The sequence below is a fragment of the Cylindrospermopsis sp. CR12 genome, assembly GCF_001432185.1.
Taxonomy (GTDB): domain Bacteria; phylum Cyanobacteriota; class Cyanobacteriia; order Cyanobacteriales; family Nostocaceae; genus Raphidiopsis; species Raphidiopsis raciborskii.
The window spans coordinates 24362-48269 of the sequence record NZ_LMVE01000134.1; the positions used below are offsets into that span (position 1 = coordinate 24362).

A 23908-nucleotide genomic window follows, 5' to 3' on the forward strand; every position below is an offset into this window, starting at 1 on the left:
TCCGAATCTTATGCAAATAAACTGTCATTATCTGTGTCTATATCTAACAGATTGGTAGTAGGTGGTGAGGTTTTTAAGGCACTTGCATTCCATCCAGGATTAGCAAAGCGAGGAAGAATTTCTTCACTGAAAGCTTCTGCAGCCTTAGAACGATAGCGATTGGGGTTAAAAATCAACCACAGTGTGCGTTTAACAATTACACCCTCAATGGTTGAGCGATGGAGCATGCCCATTTGTAACTCCTTAACAATAGCTGAAGTAGAAACAAAAGCAGCGCCCAAACCGGATTGAACAGCATTTTTAATAGCTTCAATGGAATTTAGCTCCATTTCAAATTTAAATCTTCTAGTATCAAGACCACAACGTATTAGCACATGGTCAATAACTTTACGGATAGTAGATTGGGAATCGAGGGCAATAAACTGTAGTTTATATAGGTCTTCCTTTTGAATGGTATGGAGTTTTGTAAAAGGGTGGAAGGTGGGTAATATCAGAGCTAACTCATCTTCAGCGTATGGAAGAACCTCCAAATATTCTGCCAGTTCCGTGGGTATTTCACCACCAATAATTGCCAAATCAACCTGTCCATTAGCCACGCTCCATGCTGTACGACGGGTTGAGTGAACATGAAGTTGTACCGCCACATCGGGGTATTTTTGACGAAACATACCAATCATACGTGGTAGCAAGTATGTTCCCGTAGTTTGAGAAGCACCCACAATCAGGGTACCACCTTGAAGGTTTTGTAAATCCTCAATTGCACGGCAAGTTTCTTGGCATAAACCCAAGATTTTTTCACCATAGTTAAGGAGGAGATGTCCAGCTTCAGTCAGTTGGGCCCGTCTCCCACCCCGGTCAAATAGGGGAACATCCAACTGACGTTCCAGGTTTTGTACTTGCAGGCTAACAGCTGGTTGAGAGACATAAAGACTCTCAGCAGCACGTTTAAAGCTCCCTTCTTGGGCAATGGCTTTGAGAATGCGTAACTGGTCTAAAGTAAAAGGAAGGTCAGACATAAGGCTTAACCTATAAACTAGGGAAAGAGCATCTGGCAAAATTAATTGGCGCGGGTAGTTGTTATACGACTGTTATATCATTTAGCGGTTAGCTATTTTTAACTCTATATTTGTTACCTGCACTTAGCTACACTGAGGTATTGTAAATGTTGGATTCGAGTTGTACTTTATGATCTCCAATTCTTGGTTGACCACCAGTCATTTTATCATGTTGGGTTTACAGTTGATTTTTGCGATCGCCCACAGTGGGGGTGCTGCTTTGCGTCCCTGGGCAGAAAAACAGGTTGGACCTAGATTGTATCGAATCGCATTTGCACTTGTTAGCTTACCCCTAGCAGCGGTTTTAATTAGCTACTTTTTTAATCATCGTTATGATGGTTGGCAACTATGGCAATTACAAGATATGGGGGGAGTAAAGTTAACCGTTTGGGTATTATCAGCGATTTCCTTTTTATTTTTATATCCTGCTACCTTCAATTTACTAGAAATTGCTGCCATTCAAAAGCCTCAAGTTCACCTTTATGAAACAGGTATTATTCGGATTACTCGCCACCCACAAATGGTAGGACAAGTGATCTGGTGTATTGCTCACACCCTTTGGATTGGCACCAGCTTCACCTTGGTGACATCACTGGGTTTAATTTTACACCATTTATTTGGAGTTTGGCATGGAGATCACCGGTTGAGTCAAAGATATGGTGAAGCTTTTGAACTGGTCAAACAGCGCACTTCTGTTATTCCCTTTCAAGCAATTTTGGATGGTCGACAATCGCTAAAGTGGCAGGAATTTATTCGTCCTGCTTACTTGGGAGTGGCCATTTTTGTAGGTTTATTTTGGTGGTCTCATCCTTTGTTAATCCTGGCCAGCAATATGGTATTATGGTAGTTAGCAGCGATCCCTACTGTTGCCATAAGATTTTAATTTCACTAAGTTGGCTGGACTATTGGTTAAATTATCCGCCTTTCTTAAAAGTGGTTAATGATCCCCAAATTGTGTCATACTAATTATTACCTGGATTATCAATGAAGCAAACCCAAAACATAGTTAATGCATGGTGACTAGCCGATAGATATCTTGTTTCACATAAAAATCTGACTTTCTTAGACCTGTCGGTGATAGTTGCTGGTGATAAAAAACCCTATAAATCAAGAGGCATCATGGTGTTATCGGTTAGTGATCGAACATTTACTGAAGAAGTTTTAGAATCCTCAGTACCTGTGTTAGTTAATTTTGAGGCCCCCTGGTGTGGATTGTGTCGTCTTATCCACCCATTGTTACTACAGTTTCAAGCTGAATGCGGGGTAGGTGTGAAACTGGTGGGGGTTAACGCCGACCAAAATTTTAAGTTGTCTACGACCTATAGGCTGAAATCCCTACCAACCCTACTACTAATAGAAAAGGGAATTGTCCGGGAACGTTTAGAGGGTTTTCGCAGTCGGGATGATTTACGTCAAGCACTGGGAGAAATAAAATACAGATATATTAGTAACAGGGGAGTGGGGAAGAGAAAAGGGGAAATAGACAAAAAAATAGGCGTACCCATATAAAGTATCTTGAACATAAGAAAGTCCTATTAACGGAAGTGACCTGGCAATTCTTTCCCAAGTTCAGACGCGTTAGAATATGAGGGAGGCAATTCCCGCCCAATTGTTGCATCCTGGATATAGGAGAGGTGAAAAAAACAAAATTTTGATTTGCTCTCATTTCCTAATGCACAGTCATCAACGGGAAAGTTGTGGCATTATTGTCCTCAAATGGTCAAAATTTTGAGGCGTGAGTGATGGAAGTAATCTATCAGTATGCCTGGATAATTCCAGTTTTACCCCTCTTAGGAGCAGTGCTGGTAGGTCTAGGACTAATCTCGTTAAATCAAACAACAAATCGCCTGCGACAGCTAAATGCTGTTCTGATTGTCTCCCTAATGGGAATTGCCATGGGTCTCTCCATGTCCCTATTATGGAGTCAATACCAAGGTCATGCTCCCTACACAACTACTCTGGAATGGGCATCAGCAGGTAACTTTCACCTAAGTATGGGCTATACTATTGACCACCTGACAGCTATGATGTTAGTAGTGGTGACCACGGTAGCTTTCTTAGTGATGATTTACACAGATGGCTATATGTCCCATGACCCGGGTTATGTGCGGTTTTATGCTTATCTCAGTTTATTCGGCTCTTCAATGTTAGGGTTGGTACTGAGTCCTAATTTGGTACAAGTTTACATCTTTTGGGAATTGGTAGGGATGTGTTCCTACCTACTGGTGGGTTTTTGGTATGACCGCAAACCAGCAGCAGAAGCCTGTCAAAAGGCATTTGTAACTAACCGAGTAGGCGACTTTGGGTTGTTGCTGGGGATTCTAGGACTGTTTTGGGCCACAGGTAGCTTTGATTTTACCATCATGGGCGATCGCCTAGGAGAATTGGTAGAATCGGGTACTATTAGCAATGCATTGGCGATTCTGCTTGCCATTTTGGTGTTCCTCGGTCCAGTAGCTAAATCAGCCCAATTTCCCCTGCATGTGTGGCTCCCAGATGCTATGGAAGGTCCCACACCGATTTCCGCGCTTATCCATGCAGCTACAATGGTAGCAGCGGGTGTATTTTTAATTGCGCGAATGTATCCGGTGTTTGAACACGTTCCAGCTGCTATGAATGTGATTGCCTTTACAGGAGCATTTACAGCATTTTTGGGAGCGACTATTGCCATTACCCAAAATGACATTAAAAAGGGACTGGCCTACTCCACCATTTCTCAATTGGGTTATATGGTGATGGCTATGGGAGTGGGTGCTTACAGTGCGGGTTTATTTCACTTAATGACCCATGCTTATTTTAAAGCAATGCTGTTTTTGGGTTCTGGGTCAGTGATTCATGGTATGGAAGGAGTGGTGGGTCACGACCCAGTTTTAGCTCAGGACATGCGCTTAATGGGTGGATTAAGGAAATATATGCCAGCTACGGGGATTACCTTTTTAATAGGTTGTTTGGCAATTGCTGGGATTCCACCCTTTGCTGGGTTCTGGTCTAAAGATGAAATATTGGGCGCAGCTTTTGCTGCAAATCCTCTACTATGGTTGATTGGTTGGGTAACTGCTGGAATCACCGCCTTTTACATGTTTAGAATGTATTTCTCAACATTTGAGGGTCAATTCCGGGGTAATGACCAAACAATCAAAACCATGCTCAAACAAGCTACTTCTAAGTTAGGCGGGGAATTACAACCTAATTTTGGACCAGGAGCAATGAAAAAAGGCGAGTTGGAAAGTCATGGACACTCACCCCATGAGTCTCCTTGGACGATGACTCTACCCTTGCTAGTATTGGCTATTCCTTCTATTTTGATTGGACTGGTGGGAACTCCCTATGCTAACTATTTTGAGCAGTTTATTTTTTCCCCAACCGAAACTCTAACAGAAGTAATGGAAAAAGCGGCAAAATTTGACCCCCATGAATTTTATCTCATGGCGGGTAGTTCTGTGGCCATTTCCGTGGTGGGCATTACTTTGGCAATTCTTATGTATTGGGCTAGGAAAATTGACCCCAGTGCGATCGCTGCTAAGTTCCAGTCTCTGTATGAGTTGTCGTTGAATAAATGGTATTTTGACGATATCTATCATCGGGTGTTTGTTCTTGGTTTGCGTCGTGTAGCTCGACAAGTTATGGAAGTTGATTTTCGAGTTGTGGATGGTGCAGTTAATTTAACTGGGTTTTTCACCCTAGTCAGTGGTGAAGGTCTCAAGTACCTAGAAAATGGTCGCGCTCAGTTTTATGCTCTGATTGTATTTGGAGCTGTTTTGGGCTTAGTCATTGTTTTTGGCGTAACTTGATATAAATATCTTGACTATGAAACTAATGTCAGGAAATTAATGTCAAGGGGTGTGAGGATTTTCCTCCACCCGTTTTTGGTAATAAAGCGCAATTAGACAAAATTAGTTATGAAATCATTTATCAGGTCATTAGTTGGTCCGGGTATTAACTTGAGTTTGATCGCAAGTACTTTAGGGCTTAGTTTAAGCCATAGTGGCACCGTATTTGCCTTACCACCACAAGAAATTAAGGGTAAATTAGATGCAGTTCCGGTGTACTTGATAACTAATGATCAGGGTACACCTTTAAGTCGCATGATATCTTCCCCAGATAGAAAACAGGAGAGAGCAATGACGGATGTATACATGAGCCGTCAAGAAGCTTTAAACTTTGTGCAAAAGTTTAGGCAAATCCTAGGGAAAGACAAGAACCCAAAAACCCAGGAAATGCTCAAAACGTTGCAGGTTACTACCGTACCTTTGGGACTTATATATCAAAAACAGCAACAACAACAAAATCAACCCAATCAGCTTTTGTTTTCTTTTAACCCGGTCTCCCAAGAAATGACGGGAGCAGCACAGCTAATGAAAGCTAGTGGTCAACGGGTAGAGCAGTTAAAAAGTGTGCCGATTTTTATGGTCATATCTGGGAAGGATAAAAGTCACATTACTATTCAAGTAGGTGGGGGAAAACCTCAAACCATAATTCCTTTGTTTTTTAGCAAGCAAGATGCCCAAAATTTACTGACTAAGGTGAAGGGAAAGTTCCCCCAGGCTTATATTCAAGTTGTAGGTGTGGACGGATTAATTAATACCTTGACTCAAAAGAACGATGATTGGTTAAAACAGCTGGTTTTGATTCCATCTCCCGAATCCAGACAACACCTTAATAATCTGCGTTCCAATAGCGCCCAGCCAAAAACCATACCCCCAAAACCACGCTCATGATTAATCAACTAACTAGTGGAATTGAACTATGGAAATGGCGAAATTCCGCTATAACCACTGCTTTAGGTAAGGGGGTTTCTCCACGAGAGGTGGATTGGCTATTACAAGAGATAGCAGGATTAGATAAGTTAACACTGCGGTTGGAATCTTTTAAACACTACCAGGAAATGACCATGGTGCTATCCCTAGCTGAATTAGATAGTCTGTGGCAAAAGCGGTTACAACAAAGAGTGCCAATTCAGTATCTTGCAGGTAGAACCCCTTGGCGAAAATTTACCCTTGCTGTGTCCGACGCAGTTTTAATCCCTAGACCAGAAACGGAGATACTCATTGACTTGGTGATGGAAGCTGCTAACCAAGACCTGCAATCTGGAATCTGGGTGGATTTAGGTACTGGTAGTGGAGCGATCGCCCTGGGTTTGGCAGAGGTATTGACAAATGCTAAGATTTATGCTACAGACATAAGCGAACAGGCTTTGGCAGTTGCTAGGACAAATGCAAGGAATTTGGGTTTTACACAGCGGGTGGAATTCCACCAGGGGTGCTGGTGGGAACCTCTAAATCACCTCCAGGGTAAAATTAGTGGTATGGTGTCCAATCCACCTTATATTCCTAGTGATATGATAGGAACCCTAGAACCGGAAGTAGTCAAGCACGAACCCCATTTAGCTTTAGATGGAGGTGTGGATGGTTTGGAAGCAATTCGTTATCTAGTAGAAGTTTCTCCCCACTATTTGCTCCCGGGCGGTGTATGGTTAATCGAAATGATGGCTGGACAAGACGAAGCAGTTAGAGAAATGCTGATAAATAATGGCAATTATTCCCATATTTCTATTCATACTGACCTAGCTGGAATTAAGCGTTTTGCTCTAGCTCACTTGTCAAGCTAGTCAGAGCTAATAATTTCTACATAACGGGAGTTATCTTTTTCATAAGTCAGAATCAGCTTTAAATAGCTATGAGGTAGGTATGGCATGCGTTCAGGCCATTCAATAGCCACAATTCCCGGGGTAGTGTCTATTCCTTCCCAGTAGTTTTCTAAATAGAGATTGGCTACGTCCTGAGGTTCTAAGCGATACAAATCCAGGTGATAAAGAGGTAGAATGCCATCAGTGTATTCATTAATTAGGGTAAAGGTAGGACTGACAATTGGGTCACTGATACCTAAACCTTCCCCTATAGCTTGCACCAGAGTAGTTTTACCTGCACCTAAATCGCCCTGTAATAAAATTACCGTACCTGGCTTCAGGGTTTTTGCCAAATTAATGCCAAATTCCCGTGTAGCTTTTGCATCTTGCAGGTAGATTCTAGTCATAAGAATAATTTGTGGATCCTATTTTTTACTCGCAGCACCATACCATTTTAATAGAACCCTAGCCAGTTTTTGGGGGTCATGACGAACAAAACCCGTTTCGTCCTCATATAGTATATTAGCAGGGACAATGCGTCTTCCTAGTTGGGAAATAGCTTCCGTGTCCAGAAATACCGGGTGGGAATTTTGCTGAGCATAGCGGATTAAAGCTTGAGCCGAGGGACTTCTTCTATGTACCAGGACAGCATCGAAAAGTTTGCGATCGCCACAAGCATGGTCAATAGCCCGAATGTGTTCAGATACACTGTAGCCTTCCGTTTCTCCTGGTTGGGTCATAATATTACAGATATAAATGCGAGGTACATTAGCAGATGCGATCGCCTGAGTGATTTCAGGTACTAGCAAGTTAGGGATGAGGCTGGTATATAAACTACCAGGTCCAATAATAATATAATCAGCATTGCGAATAGCCTTAATAGCTGCGGGTATGGCAGGAGGATTAGCGGGAATACAGCCAATCTTGACAATTTTACCTCCAGCCTTAGGAATACTAGATTCCCCTTCTATACGACGACCATCAGCCATTTCCGCCCAAAGGCGAACATCACTCAAGGTAGCAGGTAGAACCTGTCCTCTAACCGCCAATACTTTAGAGCTAGCTGCCACTGCTCGTTCTAAATCGCCGGTGATGTCACTCATAGCAGTTAAGAACAAATTACCAAAGCTGTGTCCTGTTAGTCCATCACCAGCTCGAAAACGATATTGAAATAATTCAGTTAATAACTTTTCCTCATCTGCAAGAGCAGCTAAACAATTGCGAATATCACCGGGTGGTAAAACACCGAATTCCTGACGTAACCTACCGGAAGATCCACCATCATCAGCAACAGTGACAATCGCAGTAATATTGGCGCTATAGGTTTTTAGTCCCCTTAGTAGGGTAGAAAGTCCAGTACCACCACCAACAACCACAATTTTTGGACCTCGATACAAACGATGATGTGCTAAAATGACATCTATGAGTTCCTCTTGGGATCCCTGTGGTCTTAAAACTTGAGTAATAGAACCCACCGTGCGAGATTGTCCCCACAGCACTAGGAGTCCACCCAATAACAAAACTAAGGGTCCACTCACATAATGGGGTAAAATGTCTGTTAAAAGGGCCAATAAACCCTTGAGTAACTCTAAGATCCAAAAGATGGGGGTTAGCTTCATCCAAATGGCCAAACCTAAAATGGCTAGGAGGACACCGCTGACAGTGACCATAAACCACCGTTTAACCGATATTCCAGGAGATAACCATTTAAACCATTGGTTGACCCGATGGGTAGTGCTGCTATATGGTTGGTTGTGTATAGCATTAATAGCCTGTTTCAGAAAACCGATGGACATACCTAAAAATGGAGTATGGTACAGGAAGTGTTTAAAATTATATACTATCTGGTGTTTAATCCTTCACGATTTGGCCATTGCTAACCGGAAACTCCCAACCAAGTCCTGGGTCAACCAAATTTCTATCCAGAAACCGGAATTATTATTTATGACACGGCAAATTTTAGGATTAGATCCAGGATTAGCAATAGTCGGGTTTGGTGCGATTTCCCTGGAGCAAAGGTCAGCCAAATTGTCGGATACCACCATAAAAATGGTTGATTTCGGTGTGATTCGCACCCCCTCTGATATGGAAATCACCCAACGACTATGTACCTTATTTGATGATTTACACACCCTCCTAGACCAACTACAACCAGATGTAGTTGCTATTGAAAGGTTGTTTTTTTACCGAATGGCCAACACAATTTTAGTAGCACAAGCAAGAGGTGTGATCATGTTGGTTTTGGGACAACGGGGACTTCCCTATTTGGAGTTTGCCCCTCCCCAAATTAAACAGGCTTTAACCAGTTATGGCAAAGCTGAAAAGATAGAAGTACAAGAGGCTGTGATGCGGGAGTTAGATTTAGAAGAAATTCCTCAACCTGATGATGCAGCAGATGCCCTAGCTTTAGCTTTAACCGCTGCATTTAAATTAACAGATGACTAATATAAACATGAGGCAGTAAAATTTGAATATGGATATAGATAGGAACTCCACCAGAAAAACTCAGAAATTGCCCAAGCAAGATCTTGCGGTCAAAATATTTCACAGTTTGAATATAGTCAGTCTTTTTCTGATGATTACTAGTGGACTACAAATTTACAATGCCAATCCGGTTTTTGGTGGTCGTGGAGGATTACACATTCCCCCTATTTTTACCTTAGGAGCTTGGTTAGCAGGGGGTAGACACTGGCATTTTGCAGCTATGTGGCTATTTTCAGTGAATCTTTTTAGCTATGGAATGTACATTTTATTGACCAGACGTTGGCAACACAGATTTGTGGGGAATAATGACATTAAAGCCTTGCAGAAAACCGACAATATTAAACGTCTTACCTATAGCTGGCATCGGATTGTTTACACAGCTATTATCCCCATTCTTTTGTTAGCAATATGCACGGGTATGGGGATGTATAAACCAGCCCAATTTCCATGGCTAGTGGATATATTTGGCAACTGGCAAGGATTAAGAATTGTGCATTTTGCTTCCGTACCGTTGATAATTATATTTGTAGTCATTCATTGGCAACTAGGTAAAAGAGCAGGAGGAGATAAATTAATTGAATCCATGTTTTGGTAGACTGGTATTTTTAATTAATTGAAAATCATTGAACCATAATCATGAACCATAATCAACAGGAAATAGAAAGAGAGCTAATTAAGGTCATCAATCCGGAAGTATCTCGCCGTCAGTTTTTAAAAACATGGGGAATTTCAGGTATGGGTTTTTTCCTAACTGGTTGTGGTACACCAGCATTAGAAGACTTAGTGGGCAAAATATCAGAACCATGGAATCAAAAATTTGAGCAGTTAATATTTCAACCACAAAAACCAGTACCGGAATTTAGCTCCAATCAAATTGAACCAAAATCCCTAATCATTAACAGCTTTCGGGGTACACCGATTATTGACCTAGAAAAATATCGTCTGATTATTGACGGTCAAGTTAATCATCCCCTAAACCTGAATATGAGGGAAATTCAAAGTTTACCTTACACATCCATGATTATTCGTCATGTTTGTGTAGAGGGATGGGCGGCCATTGTACAATGGGGAGGAGTTCGTCTGGGTGATTTAATTGCTTTAGCTCAACCTCACGCAAGTGCCAAGTACGTCTATTTTGAATCAGCGGATGGTTATTATGAAAGTTGGGATTTACCTTCTGTCACCCATCCACAAACCCTATTGGCCTACGAAAAAAATGGCGAGAAATTACCCAGAGAAAATGGCGCGCCCTTGCGATTAGCTACACCAATTAAATTGGGTTATAAACAAAGTAAATGGGTAACAAGAGTGACCTTAACTTCTAAACTAACAAATTTTAAAGGTTATTGGGAAGACCAAGGTTATGAGTGGTTTGCAGGATTGTAAGTAAGAACAGTTCAAATAAAATACAATGGTGGGTGAAAAATGATTTTTTTAGATAAATTAAACCAAAATATTACTGACAAACAGAGTCTGTTTTTTGTAGGACTTGACCCTAACCCAGAAATGATTCCAGAGCGTTATCAAGGCTCTGATTTGCTCGTCAGTTTAGAGAACTGGTTACAATTTGTGATTGCGGAAACTGCAGATTTTGTTTGTGCTTACAAACCTACCCTGGGCTTTTATCAAGCTCTAGGAGTCAGAGGTATAGAACTGTTAATCAAAATAATGGCATCTATTCCCGGGGAAGTTCCCATTATTTTAGATGCTAAACATGGCGATCTCAATACTACCAGCATGTTTGCCCATTCCATATTTGTAGATTGGGAAGTTGACGCGGTAACATTAAATCCTTATGCTGGACAAGACCATATTGCACCATTTTTAGTATATCCCGATAAAGCTGTCTTTATTTTATGCTGTACTTCTAATCCTAGTGCAGCTATTTTACAACAATACCCTACTACTTCTCCCTTTTATTTGCAAGTAGTCGAAGAGTCCAAAACTTGGGGAACTCCTGAACAGTTATGTTTGGAAGTAGGAACAACCAATCCCGAAATTTTAAAATCTATTCGCGCTGTCGCACCAGAAAGAATAATCATGGTACGAAGTATTTGGTCACAAGAGAATAGTATTCAACCAATTTTGGCAGCGGGTTTAGACAATCATGGTGATGGATTGTTAATTCCGGTTCCTCAAGATATGTTAAGCAGCACTAACCTATCCCAGGAAATTCGCTCTCTAAGGACGGAATTGAACCAAATTAGAAGCGATTTAATTAATTCTACTTCTAGTTGTGATGTGTGGTTTCCCGATGTCAATATAAAGGATAAACACCCCCATCAGGACTTAATTCTACAACTTTTTGACATTGGTTGTATTATGTTTGGGGAGTTTATTCAAGCATCGGGAGCCATATTTCCCTATTATATTGACTTGCGGAAAATTATTTCCAATCCCCAGGTATTTAGTCAGGTGATTGGTGCTTATGAGAAAATACTAGCTGGTTTGACTTTTGACCGATTAGCTGGTATTCCCTATGGTTCTCTACCTACTGCAACCGGGTTGTCATTAAGATTAGGTTATCCCATGATTTTTCCCCGCAAGGAGGTGAAAGCACATGGTACACGCAAAGCGATTGAAGGAAATTTTCTTCCCGGAGAAACCATCGCAGTGGTTGATGATATTCTTATTAGTGGTAAAAGTGTAATGGAAGGAGCTGAAAAAATTAAATCTGTGGGATTAAGGGTCAATGATATTGTAGTTTTCATTGACCACGAAAAGGGAGTGAAAGACAAACTAAAAGAAAACGGTTATTGTGGTCATTCAGTATTAACTATTTCCGAAATTGTTAATACTTTACATGAAGCAGGAAGAATTAATCAACAGCAGTTGTTGGCTTTTCAACAAGACTAGTTGCAATCTTCCCATCTTTTCACTTCTTAACCTCCGTAAGGTAAGGATGAGTGATGCAATATAATACGTAACTTACCGCTACTATCTTTTATGAAACCCCAAGTTTTATCCACGCTTGTAACCTTACCAGACTTGTCAGTCAACACCACAGTTGCTAGACTCATGGCCGTGTCACCATTAATGAAAATTCCAGCATTACGGATTTCTACTTTACGCCACCCTTTGAGAGCAAAACCACTATCGGAGGGGAATGCAGGATCACCACCAACAAAGTAAGCAAGAGCACCTTGGCGTGTGGTGCGGTATGTTTGTGGTGGTTTTGCTAAAGTTGGTTTAAACAATACTGCTCCAAACTGATAGCCATAAGCTTGGTCAATAATTTTTCCTGCTAATTCCCTAGCAGCAGCTATTCCCTTTTGTTCATAGGTAGTGCTGATACTAACTAATGCATCTCCCCAAGCCTTTTGAGCAGCTAATACCTGTGCCTCAGTAATAGATATATTAATTACTCTTGGTTTCTCCACAGATGGAGCTGGGCGGGTATTAGTTGTATTAGTTTGGGCATTAGCAATATTTGAGTTTGCAACTGGACTAGCAATCAACAATGCGATCGCAGCTGCGGTGACAGAAATATTGGTATGTAAATTCTTTCGGAAGTTAGGTTGCATATTATAGAGTAAATTAAATGACCTTGACAATCTACCACAATCCCAAAATTGAGTCCAATAGTTATCATCTATGATTACCATCAATGAGTAAAACTTGGGAACAAATGGGCTTTTTTTGCCTTTTTTACCAAATTTGGGTGAAATCGTAGTCATTGTTACATCCACTGAAAAAAACCGTGGTTAACATGAAAAAAACTTAGTACCGAGAGAAAGCATTTTGACAGCAACTTTTGAAAACTCTCCTGTTAGTACCGCTCATTAATATCTACCCAAACCTACCCAGATATTAACAATCTGGGTAGGTGGGGTGAGCGTGCATGACTCTGCTATAAAAAAGAGTTACCTACCATCAGGTAAGGTTGGCTACGAAAGACAGGTCATGACACCTACAAATTAACTCCAGTTTGTAGCTCTGTCGGTAACTTCAACAAAAGGCGAGACATCTTAGAAAACCCCAAATTTTAGGTCAAATTTTAAATAGGAGCTGATGTTTTTCCACAATTTTCCTTGAAATCTATATTTTTGCCCTCACACGACTGTGTATAATATTCCAAGGAGTTGGCGATGATTCGACAAATGTGTTGGTTATCTAAATTTAGCGGTGATGGGGAGAAAATCTTACACCTGCAAATTGCTGCAGGTCAACCATGGCGACCTTATACAGCTTTTCCGCAATTTTCTGTTCCTGATTATCCCATACCTGGTGGGTCTAAGGGGTGGGCAACCTATCAGAAACTATTGAAAGCGGGTTGGACCTTGGTTCCCAGTGCTAGAGCAGAGGAGTTTAGTCGTGATTTAGTGGAGTCAAGTATACAGAAATAATTTAACCATACTAAAAATAGCCACATCTTTACCATGGGGAGTATATTAAAAATATGCTTAGCATTTCCTCATGGTGCTATTTTGAGTAATTTTGGTAGCCATTGTGGGAATTAATACAAGTTAAAATTATGCCACAGGACTTATCACCCCTTTGGATATCTCTAAGAACCTCCGGTTTAGCAACCCTCATTACCTTTTTTTTAGGTATTGCTGCTGCTTACTGGATGTTAGGATATCAGGGTAAGGGAAAATCTCTGATTGAGGGAATATTGATTTCTCCCCTAATTCTACCACCCACAGTTGTGGGTTTTTTGTTGTTACTATTTTTTGGTAAACATGGTTTTGGTGGTAGACTACTACAGTCTTTTAACATCACAGTTGTTTTTACCTGGTATGGTGCTGCTATAGCTGCAACAGTGGTTTCCTTCCCCTTAATGTATAGAACTGCTTTAGGTGCTTTTAATCAAATTGATGCTAATTTATTGCGAGTAGCAAGAACCCTAGGTGCTGGGGAGTGGAAGATATTTTGGCGAGTTAGTTTACCTTTGGCTTTTCCTGGAATTTTGGCCGGTGCAACATTAGCTTTTGCTCGTGCTTTGGGGGAATTTGGTGCTACTTTAATGATAGCTGGTAATATTCCTGGACAAACCCAGAATATACCAATGGCAATCTATTTTGCTGTGGAAGCTGGAGATACACAAGAAGCTTGGTTTTGGGCTGTATTTATTTTGTCAATCTCTTTGTCAGGGATAATGCTGACTAATTTTTGGCAAGAAACGAAACATTTTGTCAATTCTCAGATTACTTCCCAGGTTAGTGGTGAGAATTTTCTCGACCAGGGTTTTCAAAAATTTAAAGATGCGGAAGTTTCAGAATCTTCACAATTATGGGGATTACAAAATACTTCTTTTGATCCAGTTCATAATTTGAGTGTTGCCCAATTATTGATAGATATTGAGAAAAAATTGCCCACTTTTCATTTACGGGTGAATTTTGCCACCCATAATCAACCTTTAGGTTTATTAGGTGGTTCTGGTGCAGGGAAAAGTATGATTTTGCGTTGTCTAGCAGGAATTGAAACACCCTCTCAGGGAAAAATTATCCTTAATGGTAGAGTTTTATTTGATTCAGAGCAAGGTATTAATCTTCCTAGTCGTGACCGAAAAATTGGGTTTTTATTTCAGAATTATGCCCTGTTTCCCCATTTGAATGTGGCTCAAAATATCGCTTTTGGTTTACCTACAGGATTATCCTCCCATCAGGTTAAATTACAGGTAGAAAAACAATTAGGGGATATGCAGTTACGGAGTTTAGGTAATCGCTATCCCCACCAACTTTCTGGAGGACAACAACAAAGGGTAGCTCTAGCTAGAGCTTTGGCCAGTCGTCCAGAAGCACTACTGTTAGATGAGCCATTTTCCGCTCTTGATACCTATTTACGCAGTCATTTAGAGCAACAAATGACAGAGACTTTAGCTGATTATGCTGGTGTGACTTTATTTGTCACCCACAATATGGAAGAAGCTTATCGGATTTGTCCTAATTTATTAGTCTTGGAAGGAGGCAAAATAGCACAATATGGGTCTAAATCTGAGATTTTTCAACACCCAACAACTATTAATGTTGCTAAAATTACCGGTTGTAAAAATTTCTCTCGTGCTATTATCACCAGTTCTCAAACTGTGGAAGCAGTAGATTGGGGTTGTGTTTTGGAAGTTGAGGAGTTTCGTGCCAATCAACTATCTGATGTTCCATCTCATGTTGGCATTCGGGCCCATCAAATAGTTTTTAAAAACAATCTTCTAGGAAAAGATCTCTCCAAAAAAAATATCTTCCCCTGTTGGTTGGTGAGAAGTAGTGAAACCCCCCACCGGGTAACTTTATTTTTAAAGTTATATTCACCAGGAAAAAATATCCATGACTATCACCTACAAGCGGAAGTTTATAAAGAAAAATGGGTGACAATAAAAGACCAAGATTTCCCTTGGTATATATATTTAGACCCTCACAGACTAATGTTAATGCAGTAGTTAGGGTTTTACCGGTGGTAGAGATTTCAGCAAGGGATAAAATAACTGCCCATCACTTACTGTCACACCCGCACGACTTCCCGCAACATCACCAGTGCCCAAATAGTAATCTACCCTACCTGGTCCCTTAATCGCACCACCTGTATCTTGGTCTAAAACAAACCGACTAACAATGCGATTTTCCAACTTGCCATTTTCTACAAAGGGAAAAGGCGCACGAATTAATGCTAAAGCACCCGGAGGCATTAAGGATTTATCCGTAGCTATAGAACGTTCTGGAGTTAAAGGTACACCCACATAACCATAAGCAGGTTCCCCGTGTGTTTCTTTAAAGAAAACAAAGCTATTATTTTTGGGGAGGTAAATGTTTAAATCTTGTGGATATTTGTGAAAATACTCAAAAATTTTCGGCATGGTTACACCCTTTTCGGGTAGCTTTCCTGCTTCTATTAATGTACGACCTAGGCTTTTATAATTATGGGCTGTGTTCCCTGCGTAACCTATACTTGTTTCTGTGCCATCTGTTAATTTTAACCGAGCAGAACCTTGAATTTGAATAATATAAGGTTCAAATCTATCTCTTAACCAAAATAATTCTAATCCCTTTAATTTGCCCTGGGAAGCTTGTAACCCATCTGCACCTTCTAATTCTAGTCTGGTGGGGTGAGGTTTAGACCATGATGCTAAATCAGGTGGCAATCTATAAACGGGATATTTAAATTCTGGTGTGGGTTTGCGACTCGCTACATATAATGGTTCATAATAAGCAGTGAACAAAACTGTTCCCTGATTATCTCTACCAGTTGATTGATAGTAAATGAACTCTTTGGCAATGGCTTGGTGTAATTCCTGAGCAGAATTGGTGGATAATAATAATTCCCTAAATCTTTTTAAGCTATGATAGACTCTGTATCTGGTAATCCCTGGGTTCTTATGTTTTTGATAGGCGATCGCTGCTCGACGGGTTTTTAAAAATTTTAAGCTTTCATCTGTAGCTTTTAAAAGCTGTTCTCTATCAGCTACTTCTTCCCCCGTACCACCAAAGATTCTTTCATCCAAACAAGAGGGATCATTTTCACAACAACCAATGGCAAATCTTTTTACGAGTGTTGGTAGCTTGCTGCTATTTTCAGCCTTGACATCTCGGGGTAAATCCCACTTACTGACTTCACAACCAGCAGGAACTTTATATTGATTGGTATCGATATTTTTAGTTGACGGAATTTCTAAAAAAAATATCGTTAAAAAGAATGGTAAACTGACGGTTGTTTGAAATATTTTTCTCATGATTTGGTTAGGTCTAGGGATGGAAACAAAAAATAATCAAGAAATAATCAACTTACTCGTTCATATTGTGGTAAGTCGCAACAGCAGACGGAGAAATGCGGTTCAAATAACGGAAAATCCAATATTTGAATATTGTATCTAAAATTACTGGAAATGTGGCAATAAATAGAAAAATAAAATCACGGTTTGCGGGTAAACCCCAATGATGTGATAATCCTTCCAAAATCACCTCCCACCCATGGGGGGAGTGGAAACCGACAAATATATCAGTAAATAATATAATGATAAATGCTTTGGCACTGTCACTTAATCCATACACTACATAATCAAAAAAGTCTTTTAGAACTAAAATAGAAGATTTACTAGTCAGTAGCAAACAGATAAACGCAAAAACTGATAGAATATCACAAAATACATTCTTAATCGCATTTGACCCAGATTGGCGAAATTCTCTGGCTATTTCCTGAGCTTTTTCGGACATCTTAGCTTCTAATACCGTTGATGATAAAGGTGGTGTATTAGTAATCATGCTTTCAAATTTAATCCTTTCTGCAAACTTTTCTAATTCTGTTAATGCTTCCTCTTCCATTTCTTCGTTAATGAAAATCTGTTGTGATTCTTCGTGTCTTAAACTATCAACTATGGGACCTACGACTAATACTTTAGATATTTGATGTGTCAGTAAAGGTATGATAATTAATAGTAAGATAAATCTGATGGAGATAATTGTCATTTTCTGAGTTTGACGAAAGCTCCGCACCACTTCCACTTCCGCATTGGGATCTAATTCTGTTTGCAGACGACTAATGGTGGTGAAAATAGATCGTGGTAAAATACTCGTGGAGTCTGCTTTTCTTTTTGGTTTCTCCCCATGGTTCTTACTGGAACCTACTATTTCTTCTTGATTAGGACCTTTACCTCCTACTTTATCAGAAGATTCGTTAACAAAACTCATCACAGAATTGTCTAATTGCTCACTTTTGTACTTGTTAACCACCTGATCTATAAAATCCAGTTTTTGTAAAACTATGGTGAGACTAGAATATTCTATACCCGCTTTGTCCGCTGCTGCTTGTTTACTTTCATTGGAAAACCACCGACTGGCTTTAAACTCCGTTAAGCGCATTCGCACATTTTTCAATAGTTTGTTTAAATCAGACTGAAAGTAGTCCATTACACTACTGCTATAAAGGTCAGCATTTCTGGAAATTTTATTACCATTAAAATGTTGACGTTCAATATCCTGAATTTTTAATGCTGATTTATATGCTTCCTCTAAAGCACGCTCTGGTGTTAGTAAGTACCAGCGGTAAGTAGAAAGTAAAGACAAGTATATTTTTCGACCAAACACAGAATCATTCATTGGTGACTGATGAGATTTAAGAAACCGGGGGAAAGGGAGTGATTAGGAGTAAGTTAGTGGTTTTTGATTCTATCTGGGTTGTGGGTGCAAGTCGTAGTGGTAAAACTACTCGTTTAGCTCGGTATTTTGCTGATTGGGTGGAAAGCAAACCAGAGATATGGACATTTTATACGAAAAATTCAAATTCCAACCAGTGCGAAAACAGAATTCAAACTCTAAATCCTTTATGGAGAGAACCTCGAGTTTTAGTTTTAACATCTAATCATGATGGTCGCGTATATTTAAGTAATAAAATTGCTACCTTGAACAAAAGCAAATATATACTAGAAACAAAAACCACATCGGGATTTATACAAGATGAAGTGATGTTATTTTGGCCCTTAATAGTAGAGATGCTAGAAATCAAAGCTCAATTTCCCTTAATATTACGTCCAGAGACAGAGCAGGAACTAGCTACAAAGCTGTGGAAGTCGGAATTGAACGCCCTAACGAATGGGGGAACCAGTCAATATCGTTTAGTGAGACGGATATTAGATTTATGGCAATTGGGGACCTATGCTGGTATTGCTGGTGAGGATATTGGAGAGATTTTTTACCAAGGTTTAGAAAAAGACATTCACACTTTAGATTTAGAGGCGGAACTTTTAACATCTTTGTTAGTAGGTTGGCGTCAGTGGTGTTTACAAAGAGGATTGTTAACTTATGGTTTAATTACAGAACTTTATTACAAGTATTTATTTAAAAATATTCAGTATCAAGAACATTTAAAAAAGCGTTATCAACTAGTCATAGCTGATGATGTGGACAATTATCCAGCCATATATTATTACCTATTGGAGTTTTTGTTAGACGAAGGAGCAGTGGGAGCTTTTGGCTATAACCCCTATGGGTGTGTCAGATTGGGTCTGGGAGCTGACCCAGAATTTTTAAAAAGACTAGAAAGCCGTTGTCAAGTAGAAAATTTAGTCTGTGATGGAGAAGAAAATTTAGTCACTGAACTAGCTCAACCAATGATTAAACTAGTCAGAGAAGAGATGATAATATTCACATTGCCTAAGACAGTAGAGAGTATTCAAACAATTTCTCGTGCAGAACTTTTACAACAAACAACCCAGCTAATAATTAGAGAAATTACAGCAGGTAACATCCAACCAGAAGAGGTGGCGATTATCGCACCTGGATTAGATGCGATCGCCCGTTATCAGATCATAGAAATTCTTACCAAACACCATATCGAAGTAGATTCCCTAAATGAACAGAGACCATTAATTAGTTCCGCTAATGTTAGAGGATTATTAACATTACTAACTTTAGTTTATCCAGGACTAGGGAGATTGGTAAATAGAGACCAAGTAGGGGAAATGTTAGTAGTGCTGAGTAGAAATTATAGTGATAAACATAGAATAGAAGAAGACGGAGAGAATCAAGAACAAAAGAATCGGATTGATCCAGTGCGTGCGGGAATAATAGTGGATAATTGTTTTGTTCCCGATCTAGAGAACCCACGCCTATTGGATATTAGAGTCTTTGATCGTTGGGATAGAATTGGCTATGTAGCCAGCACAGCTTATAGAGAGATATTAACATGGATAGAGCAGCAGCAAAATCAACAAACCCAATCCAGCACACCGGTTTTTCTGTTATATGCAGCCATGGAGAAATTCATTTTTAAAAACCAAACTCCCTCATTTGGCATCCTATCAGAACTCAGAGAACTATTAGAAACTGCCCAACACTACTGGGAAATAGAACAAAGAGTCAGGCAAACTGAATATCCCCCCCACGACCAAAAGAGACTAACCAACAGCATCAATGAATTCATTAGCCTATTGCGTCAGGGGACAATTACAGCTAATCCCTATCCGGTGCGCACCCTAGGACAAAGCAAAAAAGCCATTACCCTAGCCACAGTATTTCAATATCGCGCCAGTTATAGATATCACAAATGGCACTTTTGGATGGATATAGGTTCACCACTATGGTCTAAAGGTGGTGCAGCCAGTTTATTCGGATCCCATATATTTTTACAAGATAGAAGAGGAAAATCATGGACAGCAGCAGATGAAGACACAGCTGAAACCCAAAGACTAGAGAGAATCATTGTGGATTTACTAGGAAGAGTTTCAGAAAAAATTTACCTATGTCACAGCGATCTAGCAGTTAATGGACAGGAGCAACTCGGACCTCTATTACCTTTAATTTATAGCCTTTGAGTAAATGATTTTAGCAAGTCCTTAATTATAATATATAATATGGTAAATAAAGATCTAAAAAAAAGACAGTCAAACAATGGGACTATTTGGATTTAATAAAAAAGTAGCAATGCCAACACCTGAGCAAGCTTTGCCAGGTCGCCAACAAAAAATGCCCGTACCTGCAACCCATTACGTCAATAATAACCCCTTACAACCTCCCTTTCCTCCAGAAATGGAAACTGCCATGTTTGGCCTGGGTTGTTTTTGGGGTGCTGAACGTAAATTTTGGCAACAACAGGGAGTCTATAGCACTGCTGTAGGGTATGCTGCTGGCTATACCCCTAACCCTACCTATAGGGAGGTGTGCACGGGAATGACTGGTCACAACGAGGTGGTACTTGTGGTCTTCAACCCAAAGATAATTACCTATTCCCAATTATTAAAGGTCTTTTGGGAAAGTCATAACCCCACCCAAGGAATGCGTCAAGGTAATGATGTGGGTACTCAATACCGCTCTGGAATTTATTCATATTCCCTAGAACAAAGAGAGTTGGCAGAATCATCTATGAATGCTTACCAACAGGCTTTGACAAATGCAGGATATGGCAAAATCACCACAGAGATTTTGGATGCACCCGAGTTCTATTATGCTGAAGATTATCATCAACAGTATTTGGCCAAAAATCCCGGTGGTTATTGCGGTTTAGGTGGTACTAATGTGTCTTGTCCCGTTGGTGTTTTTCCAACCTCAGTCAGTTAAACGGGAGAACTATTGAGATGGGTCCAACTCCCATTTTAACATTTGACCGGGGTACATTGATTTTACACCCTCCTCCCCGTAGTAAGTCCTGGATATACTTTGCCACCTGGGATGACAGAATCGAAAAGTTCCGCATCCCAGCTATTAAATACCGCTGTTTAGTGGAAACTCTAGAAGCTGATGATACTGATTTTATAGATGAGGCTAAAAAGTTTTATCCCTTAGAATTGCTTCCCAGCGTGCAGATGACTCCCTACCCCCATCAAACTGAGGCCCTGGTGGCTTGGAAATTGGCTGGTAGACAGGGTGTGGTGGTGCTACCAACAGCAGCTGGGAAAACCTACCTGGCCCAAATGGCTATGGAAGCAACTCCACGCAGTACCCTCATTATTGTTCCTACCCTGGATCTGATGCATCAGTGGTATGCACATTTAAAAGCAGCCTTCCCTGATGGGGAGTTAGGTTTGCTGGGGGGAGGTTCACGAGATAAAACGGCAATTTTAGTCGCTACCTATGATAGTGCAGCTATTTACGCTGAAAGTCTCGGTGATAAATATGGTTTAATTATTTTTGATGAGTGTCATCATCTACCTACTGATTTTAATCGGGTAATTGCTGAATATGCGATCGCTCCCTATAGATTAGGACTTTCTGCGACACCGGAGCGTACAGATGGTAAACATGTGGATTTGGAGATTTTGATTGGAAAAGAGGTTTACCGTCAGTATGTGGAAGAGTTAGCGGGTAAGGTACTAGCAGATCATGAAATCATCCAAATTAAAGTTAAACTTTCACCAACGGAACGGGAAAAATATAATCGGTTAATTCAAACTCGCAATGACTTTTTAAAGCATTCCCGAATTTCTTTAGGTAGTTTACAAGGATGGCAAACTTTTGTTCAGGTCAGTGGGCGATCGCAGGATGGACGTAGAGCTATGTTAGCGCATCGACAAGCAAAAGAGATTGCTTTGGGAACAGATGGGAAAATGAGAGTTTTAGCTGACCTACTGGCTGATCACTATCCAGAAATGGTGTTGATTTTTACAGCTGATAACGCCACGGTTTATCGTATTTCTCGGGAGTTGTTAATTCCTGCAATTACCCATCAAACCCCAGTTAAGGAAAGACACGAAATCCTCACCAAATTCAAGCAAGGGATATATAATACCTTGGTAGCTTCCCATGTTTTAAACGAGGGGGTAGATGTTCCCGCTGCTGCGGTAGCTATTATTCTTTCTGGTACTGGTTCTATCAGGGAATATACTCAGAGGTTAGGAAGAATTTTAAGGAAAGGAAATCAAGAAAATAAACGGGCAATTTTATATGAAGTCATAGCAGAAGATACGAGTGAAGAAGGAACATCAATCAGAAGAAAGGGATTAAGAGGGATGGAAACACCCTCTGGAAATAAACCAGAGGAAAAAAGCAAAAAAGGTGAATTAAGTATTGTGTATGGAGATAATCAAGAACCGGAATTAAAAGTTGCCCAACCGGTAGAAATTAACTACTTGATCAAGAAATTAACGAAATCAAAGCATCAAAAAGATGTTACCGACTGAACTACTAATTTATCGTCAAACCGGGGAAGAAATTATTCCCAAGAGACTGAAACTGGATGATAAACATTTAGCCCTAGCAAATGATTTAATTAACTTTTTTCAAGATACTCTAGGAAAAACCCAAGGATATTTGGAAAGACAACTTATAGATTTTGAGGGTGAAACCACAGACTATAGAATGAAACGCGGTTTAGGTTACATCCTCAAAAGTAGTTTTTGCACTTTTGAAATTATCAGTCCCCTAGAACCACAAATGTTAAGGGAAAGGGTATTCACCCTAGCAGCTCAATCAGTTGCTAGTCCTCAAAACACCCAGATAATTTTTAGCCAAATTGCTGCCAAACTTAGTCAAGAACTGGAAAGGGAAATTTTACCAATTCAGATTGCTGAAGGTCTTTATGCTGATCTCTTGGAAAATAGAATCCTCACCGCATTTGATGCTCCTAAACCAGAAGACCTATTACACCGTTATAACTTATCCCAGGTGCAAGGTATTTTTTATAAAGCTACCCAATTAATCTTAAATGCTCACCGTAATGTACCAAGAGAATATAAATTATTATTTCGATATCTAAAATTATTTCAGTTAATGGCCTATATTGAGGGTAATGCGAACCATGGTTTTACTATCACCATTGATGGTCCAACAAGTTTATTTACCTCCAGTACGCGATACGGATTATCCATTGCTAAAATGATTCCAGCTTTGCTCCATGTAACTAAATGGAGTTTATCAACCACCTTGCAAATAAAAGACCTATATACACAGGAATGGAAAACCAGTAGATTTACCCTAAATTCTGAATGTGGTCTAATCTCTCATTATCCCCAAGGTAAACCATACGACAGTATGTTAGACCAGTCCTTCGCTGATAAATGGGATGCGATGAAAAGTGGTTGGTTTTTAGAAACAGAAGTAGATTTAATTCCCATCCCTGGAAGTGTAATCATACCAGACTTTCGTCTTGTGCATCCAGATGGAAGGAGTTTTTTGTTAGAAATTGTTGGTTATTGGCGACCAGAATATTTAAAAAAGAAATTTGCCCAGGTGAAAAGAGCAAATTGTCACAACCTCATTCTGGCAATTTCTGAAAAGTTGAACCTGGAAAAATCTGGGGTGAATTTGGATAATGTTCCTGCCAAAATTATTTGGTTTAAAGAAAAATTATTACCCAAAGCAGTTTTAAGTAGTTATGCAAAATT

The 23908-nt window shown here is 40.0% G+C and carries 21 protein-coding genes; 15 read left to right on the plus strand and 6 right to left on the minus strand.

Going from position 1 to position 23908, the window contains the following annotated elements:
- Positions 1–8 precede the first annotated feature (8 nt).
- Positions 9–1016 (minus strand): LysR family transcriptional regulator, encoded by a 1008-nt coding sequence (locus tag ASL19_RS15950; RefSeq protein ID WP_057179086.1) that lies wholly within the window; start codon positions 1014–1016, stop codon positions 9–11.
- A 169-nt stretch (positions 1017–1185) separates the two neighbouring features.
- Here ASL19_RS15950 and ASL19_RS15955 point away from each other — a divergent pair, with 169 nt between their 5' ends.
- The 5 genes from ASL19_RS15955 to prmC all read left to right on the plus strand — a co-directional run bounded on the left by ASL19_RS15955 (position 1186) and on the right by prmC (position 6663).
- A complete protein-coding gene (locus ASL19_RS15955) occupies positions 1186–1902 on the plus strand; it encodes an NnrU family protein (RefSeq protein WP_057179087.1) in 717 nt (238 codons plus the stop codon).
- A 272-nt stretch (positions 1903–2174) separates the two neighbouring features.
- Positions 2175–2564, plus strand: a complete 390-nt coding sequence (locus ASL19_RS15960) for a co-chaperone YbbN (protein ID WP_057179088.1) — start codon at positions 2175–2177, stop codon at positions 2562–2564.
- Between the two features lie 233 nt (positions 2565–2797).
- Positions 2798–4846: an NAD(P)H-quinone oxidoreductase subunit 5 gene (locus ASL19_RS15965; RefSeq protein WP_057179089.1), complete on the plus strand. Its 2049-nt coding sequence runs from the start codon at positions 2798–2800 to the stop codon at positions 4844–4846.
- A 108-nt stretch (positions 4847–4954) separates the two neighbouring features.
- Positions 4955–5773 carry a Tic22 family protein gene (locus ASL19_RS15970; RefSeq protein WP_082604714.1) on the plus strand — a complete coding sequence of 273 codons (819 nt, stop codon included), beginning with the start codon at positions 4955–4957 and terminating at the stop codon, positions 5771–5773.
- Complete coding sequence (gene prmC / locus ASL19_RS15975) at positions 5770–6663, plus strand: peptide chain release factor N(5)-glutamine methyltransferase (protein ID WP_057179090.1); 894 nt, start codon at positions 5770–5772, stop codon at positions 6661–6663. Before ASL19_RS15970 ends, prmC begins: the two co-directional genes overlap by 4 nt.
- Here the strand turns inward: prmC and tsaE are convergent.
- Entirely contained in the window at positions 6660–7088 is a 429-nt protein-coding gene (tsaE, locus tag ASL19_RS15980) for a tRNA (adenosine(37)-N6)-threonylcarbamoyltransferase complex ATPase subunit type 1 TsaE (protein ID WP_057179091.1), read from the minus strand. The two genes, prmC and tsaE, sit on opposite strands and share 4 nt — an antisense overlap.
- Before the next feature lie 18 nt (positions 7089–7106).
- Positions 7107–8477, minus strand: a complete 1371-nt coding sequence (gene yvcK, locus ASL19_RS15985; protein WP_006277855.1) for a gluconeogenesis factor YvcK family protein — start codon at positions 8475–8477, stop codon at positions 7107–7109.
- Between the two features lie 148 nt (positions 8478–8625).
- Between yvcK and ruvC the strand changes: the two genes are divergently transcribed.
- From ruvC to ASL19_RS16005, 4 genes are read left to right on the plus strand one after another with little or no spacing between them, the layout of a single operon-like run.
- The gene (gene ruvC / locus ASL19_RS15990; RefSeq protein ID WP_057179106.1) at positions 8626–9126 is read left to right on the plus strand and encodes a crossover junction endodeoxyribonuclease RuvC; all 501 of its coding nucleotides are present in this window, start codon (positions 8626–8628) and stop codon (positions 9124–9126) included.
- Between the two features lie 28 nt (positions 9127–9154).
- Positions 9155–9760 (plus strand): cytochrome b/b6 domain-containing protein, encoded by a 606-nt coding sequence (locus tag ASL19_RS15995; RefSeq protein WP_057179092.1) that lies wholly within the window; start codon positions 9155–9157, stop codon positions 9758–9760.
- A gap of 41 nt (positions 9761–9801) precedes the next feature.
- On the plus strand, positions 9802–10551 hold the full coding sequence (locus ASL19_RS16000; protein WP_057179093.1) for a molybdopterin-dependent oxidoreductase: 750 nt from the start codon (positions 9802–9804) through the stop codon (positions 10549–10551).
- A gap of 39 nt (positions 10552–10590) precedes the next feature.
- Positions 10591–12021: a bifunctional orotidine-5'-phosphate decarboxylase/orotate phosphoribosyltransferase gene (locus ASL19_RS16005; protein ID WP_057179094.1), complete on the plus strand. Its 1431-nt coding sequence runs from the start codon at positions 10591–10593 to the stop codon at positions 12019–12021.
- Positions 12022–12047: 26 nt separating this feature from the next.
- On the opposite strand, the gene ASL19_RS16010 is transcribed toward ASL19_RS16005, so the two are convergent.
- Positions 12048–12842 carry a hypothetical protein gene (locus tag ASL19_RS16010; RefSeq protein WP_235529023.1) on the minus strand — a complete coding sequence of 265 codons (795 nt, stop codon included), beginning with the start codon at positions 12840–12842 and terminating at the stop codon, positions 12048–12050.
- A 411-nt stretch (positions 12843–13253) separates the two neighbouring features.
- Between ASL19_RS16010 and ASL19_RS16015 the strand changes: the two genes are divergently transcribed.
- A complete protein-coding gene (locus tag ASL19_RS16015) occupies positions 13254–13511 on the plus strand; it encodes a hypothetical protein (RefSeq protein ID WP_057179095.1) in 258 nt (85 codons plus the stop codon).
- Positions 13512–13639: 128 nt separating this feature from the next.
- Positions 13640–15541: a molybdate ABC transporter permease subunit gene (modB, locus tag ASL19_RS16020; protein ID WP_057179096.1), complete on the plus strand. Its 1902-nt coding sequence runs from the start codon at positions 13640–13642 to the stop codon at positions 15539–15541.
- Here the strand turns inward: modB and ASL19_RS16025 are convergent, their stop codons facing one another.
- Entirely contained in the window at positions 15542–16828 is a 1287-nt protein-coding gene (locus ASL19_RS16025) for a murein transglycosylase A (RefSeq protein WP_057179097.1), read from the minus strand. It lies immediately after the preceding gene.
- 52 nt (positions 16829–16880) lie between these two features.
- Complete coding sequence (locus ASL19_RS16030) at positions 16881–18191, minus strand: proton extrusion protein PcxA (RefSeq protein WP_057179098.1); 1311 nt, start codon at positions 18189–18191, stop codon at positions 16881–16883.
- A gap of 38 nt (positions 18192–18229) precedes the next feature.
- On the opposite strand from ASL19_RS16030, the gene ASL19_RS16035 reads away from it, so the two are divergent.
- The 4 genes from ASL19_RS16035 to ASL19_RS16050 all read left to right on the plus strand — a co-directional run.
- The gene (locus ASL19_RS16035) at positions 18230–20404 is read left to right on the plus strand and encodes a hypothetical protein (protein WP_082604716.1); all 2175 of its coding nucleotides are present in this window, start codon (positions 18230–18232) and stop codon (positions 20402–20404) included.
- 76 nt (positions 20405–20480) lie between these two features.
- Positions 20481–21146, plus strand: coding sequence for a peptide-methionine (S)-S-oxide reductase MsrA (gene msrA / locus ASL19_RS16040; RefSeq protein WP_057179100.1), 666 nt, complete (start codon positions 20481–20483; stop codon positions 21144–21146).
- 17 nt (positions 21147–21163) lie between these two features.
- Positions 21164–22705 (plus strand): DEAD/DEAH box helicase family protein, encoded by a 1542-nt coding sequence (locus ASL19_RS16045; protein WP_057179101.1) that lies wholly within the window; start codon positions 21164–21166, stop codon positions 22703–22705.
- The coding region (locus ASL19_RS16050) for a DUF790 family protein (protein WP_057179102.1) at positions 22692–23908 on the plus strand (1217 nt) is incomplete at its 3' end. The genes ASL19_RS16045 and ASL19_RS16050, both read left to right, overlap by 14 nt.

Bases quoted from the DNA above. Each gene is read 5' to 3' on its own strand.
- ASL19_RS16045 (WP_057179101.1), top strand. From the start codon at position 21,164: ATGGGTCCAACTCCCATTTTAACATTTGACCGGGGTACATTGATTTTA.
- msrA (WP_057179100.1), top strand. From the start codon at position 20,481: ATGGGACTATTTGGATTTAATAAAAAAGTAGCAATGCCAACACCTGAG.
- ASL19_RS15960 (WP_057179088.1), top strand. From the start codon at position 2,175: ATGGTGTTATCGGTTAGTGATCGAACATTTACTGAAGAAGTTTTAGAA.
- ASL19_RS16005 (WP_057179094.1), top strand. From the start codon at position 10,591: ATGATTTTTTTAGATAAATTAAACCAAAATATTACTGACAAACAGAGT.
- yvcK (WP_006277855.1), bottom strand. From the start codon at position 8,477: ATGTCCATCGGTTTTCTGAAACAGGCTATTAATGCTATACACAACCAA.
- ASL19_RS15970 (WP_082604714.1), top strand. From the start codon at position 4,955: ATGAAATCATTTATCAGGTCATTAGTTGGTCCGGGTATTAACTTGAGT.
- ASL19_RS15955 (WP_057179087.1), top strand. From the start codon at position 1,186: ATGATCTCCAATTCTTGGTTGACCACCAGTCATTTTATCATGTTGGGT.
- ASL19_RS16015 (WP_057179095.1), top strand. From the start codon at position 13,254: ATGATTCGACAAATGTGTTGGTTATCTAAATTTAGCGGTGATGGGGAG.
- ASL19_RS16000 (WP_057179093.1), top strand. From the start codon at position 9,802: ATGAACCATAATCAACAGGAAATAGAAAGAGAGCTAATTAAGGTCATC.
- ruvC (WP_057179106.1), top strand. From the start codon at position 8,626: ATGACACGGCAAATTTTAGGATTAGATCCAGGATTAGCAATAGTCGGG.
- ASL19_RS15965 (WP_057179089.1), top strand. From the start codon at position 2,798: ATGGAAGTAATCTATCAGTATGCCTGGATAATTCCAGTTTTACCCCTC.
- prmC (WP_057179090.1), top strand. From the start codon at position 5,770: ATGATTAATCAACTAACTAGTGGAATTGAACTATGGAAATGGCGAAAT.
- ASL19_RS16025 (WP_057179097.1), bottom strand. From the start codon at position 16,828: ATGAGAAAAATATTTCAAACAACCGTCAGTTTACCATTCTTTTTAACG.
- ASL19_RS16030 (WP_057179098.1), bottom strand. From the start codon at position 18,191: ATGAATGATTCTGTGTTTGGTCGAAAAATATACTTGTCTTTACTTTCT.
- ASL19_RS15995 (WP_057179092.1), top strand. From the start codon at position 9,155: ATGGATATAGATAGGAACTCCACCAGAAAAACTCAGAAATTGCCCAAG.
- ASL19_RS16010 (WP_235529023.1), bottom strand. From the start codon at position 12,842: ATGACTACGATTTCACCCAAATTTGGTAAAAAAGGCAAAAAAAGCCCA.
- ASL19_RS15950 (WP_057179086.1), bottom strand. From the start codon at position 1,016: ATGTCTGACCTTCCTTTTACTTTAGACCAGTTACGCATTCTCAAAGCC.
- modB (WP_057179096.1), top strand. From the start codon at position 13,640: ATGCCACAGGACTTATCACCCCTTTGGATATCTCTAAGAACCTCCGGT.
- tsaE (WP_057179091.1), bottom strand. From the start codon at position 7,088: ATGACTAGAATCTACCTGCAAGATGCAAAAGCTACACGGGAATTTGGC.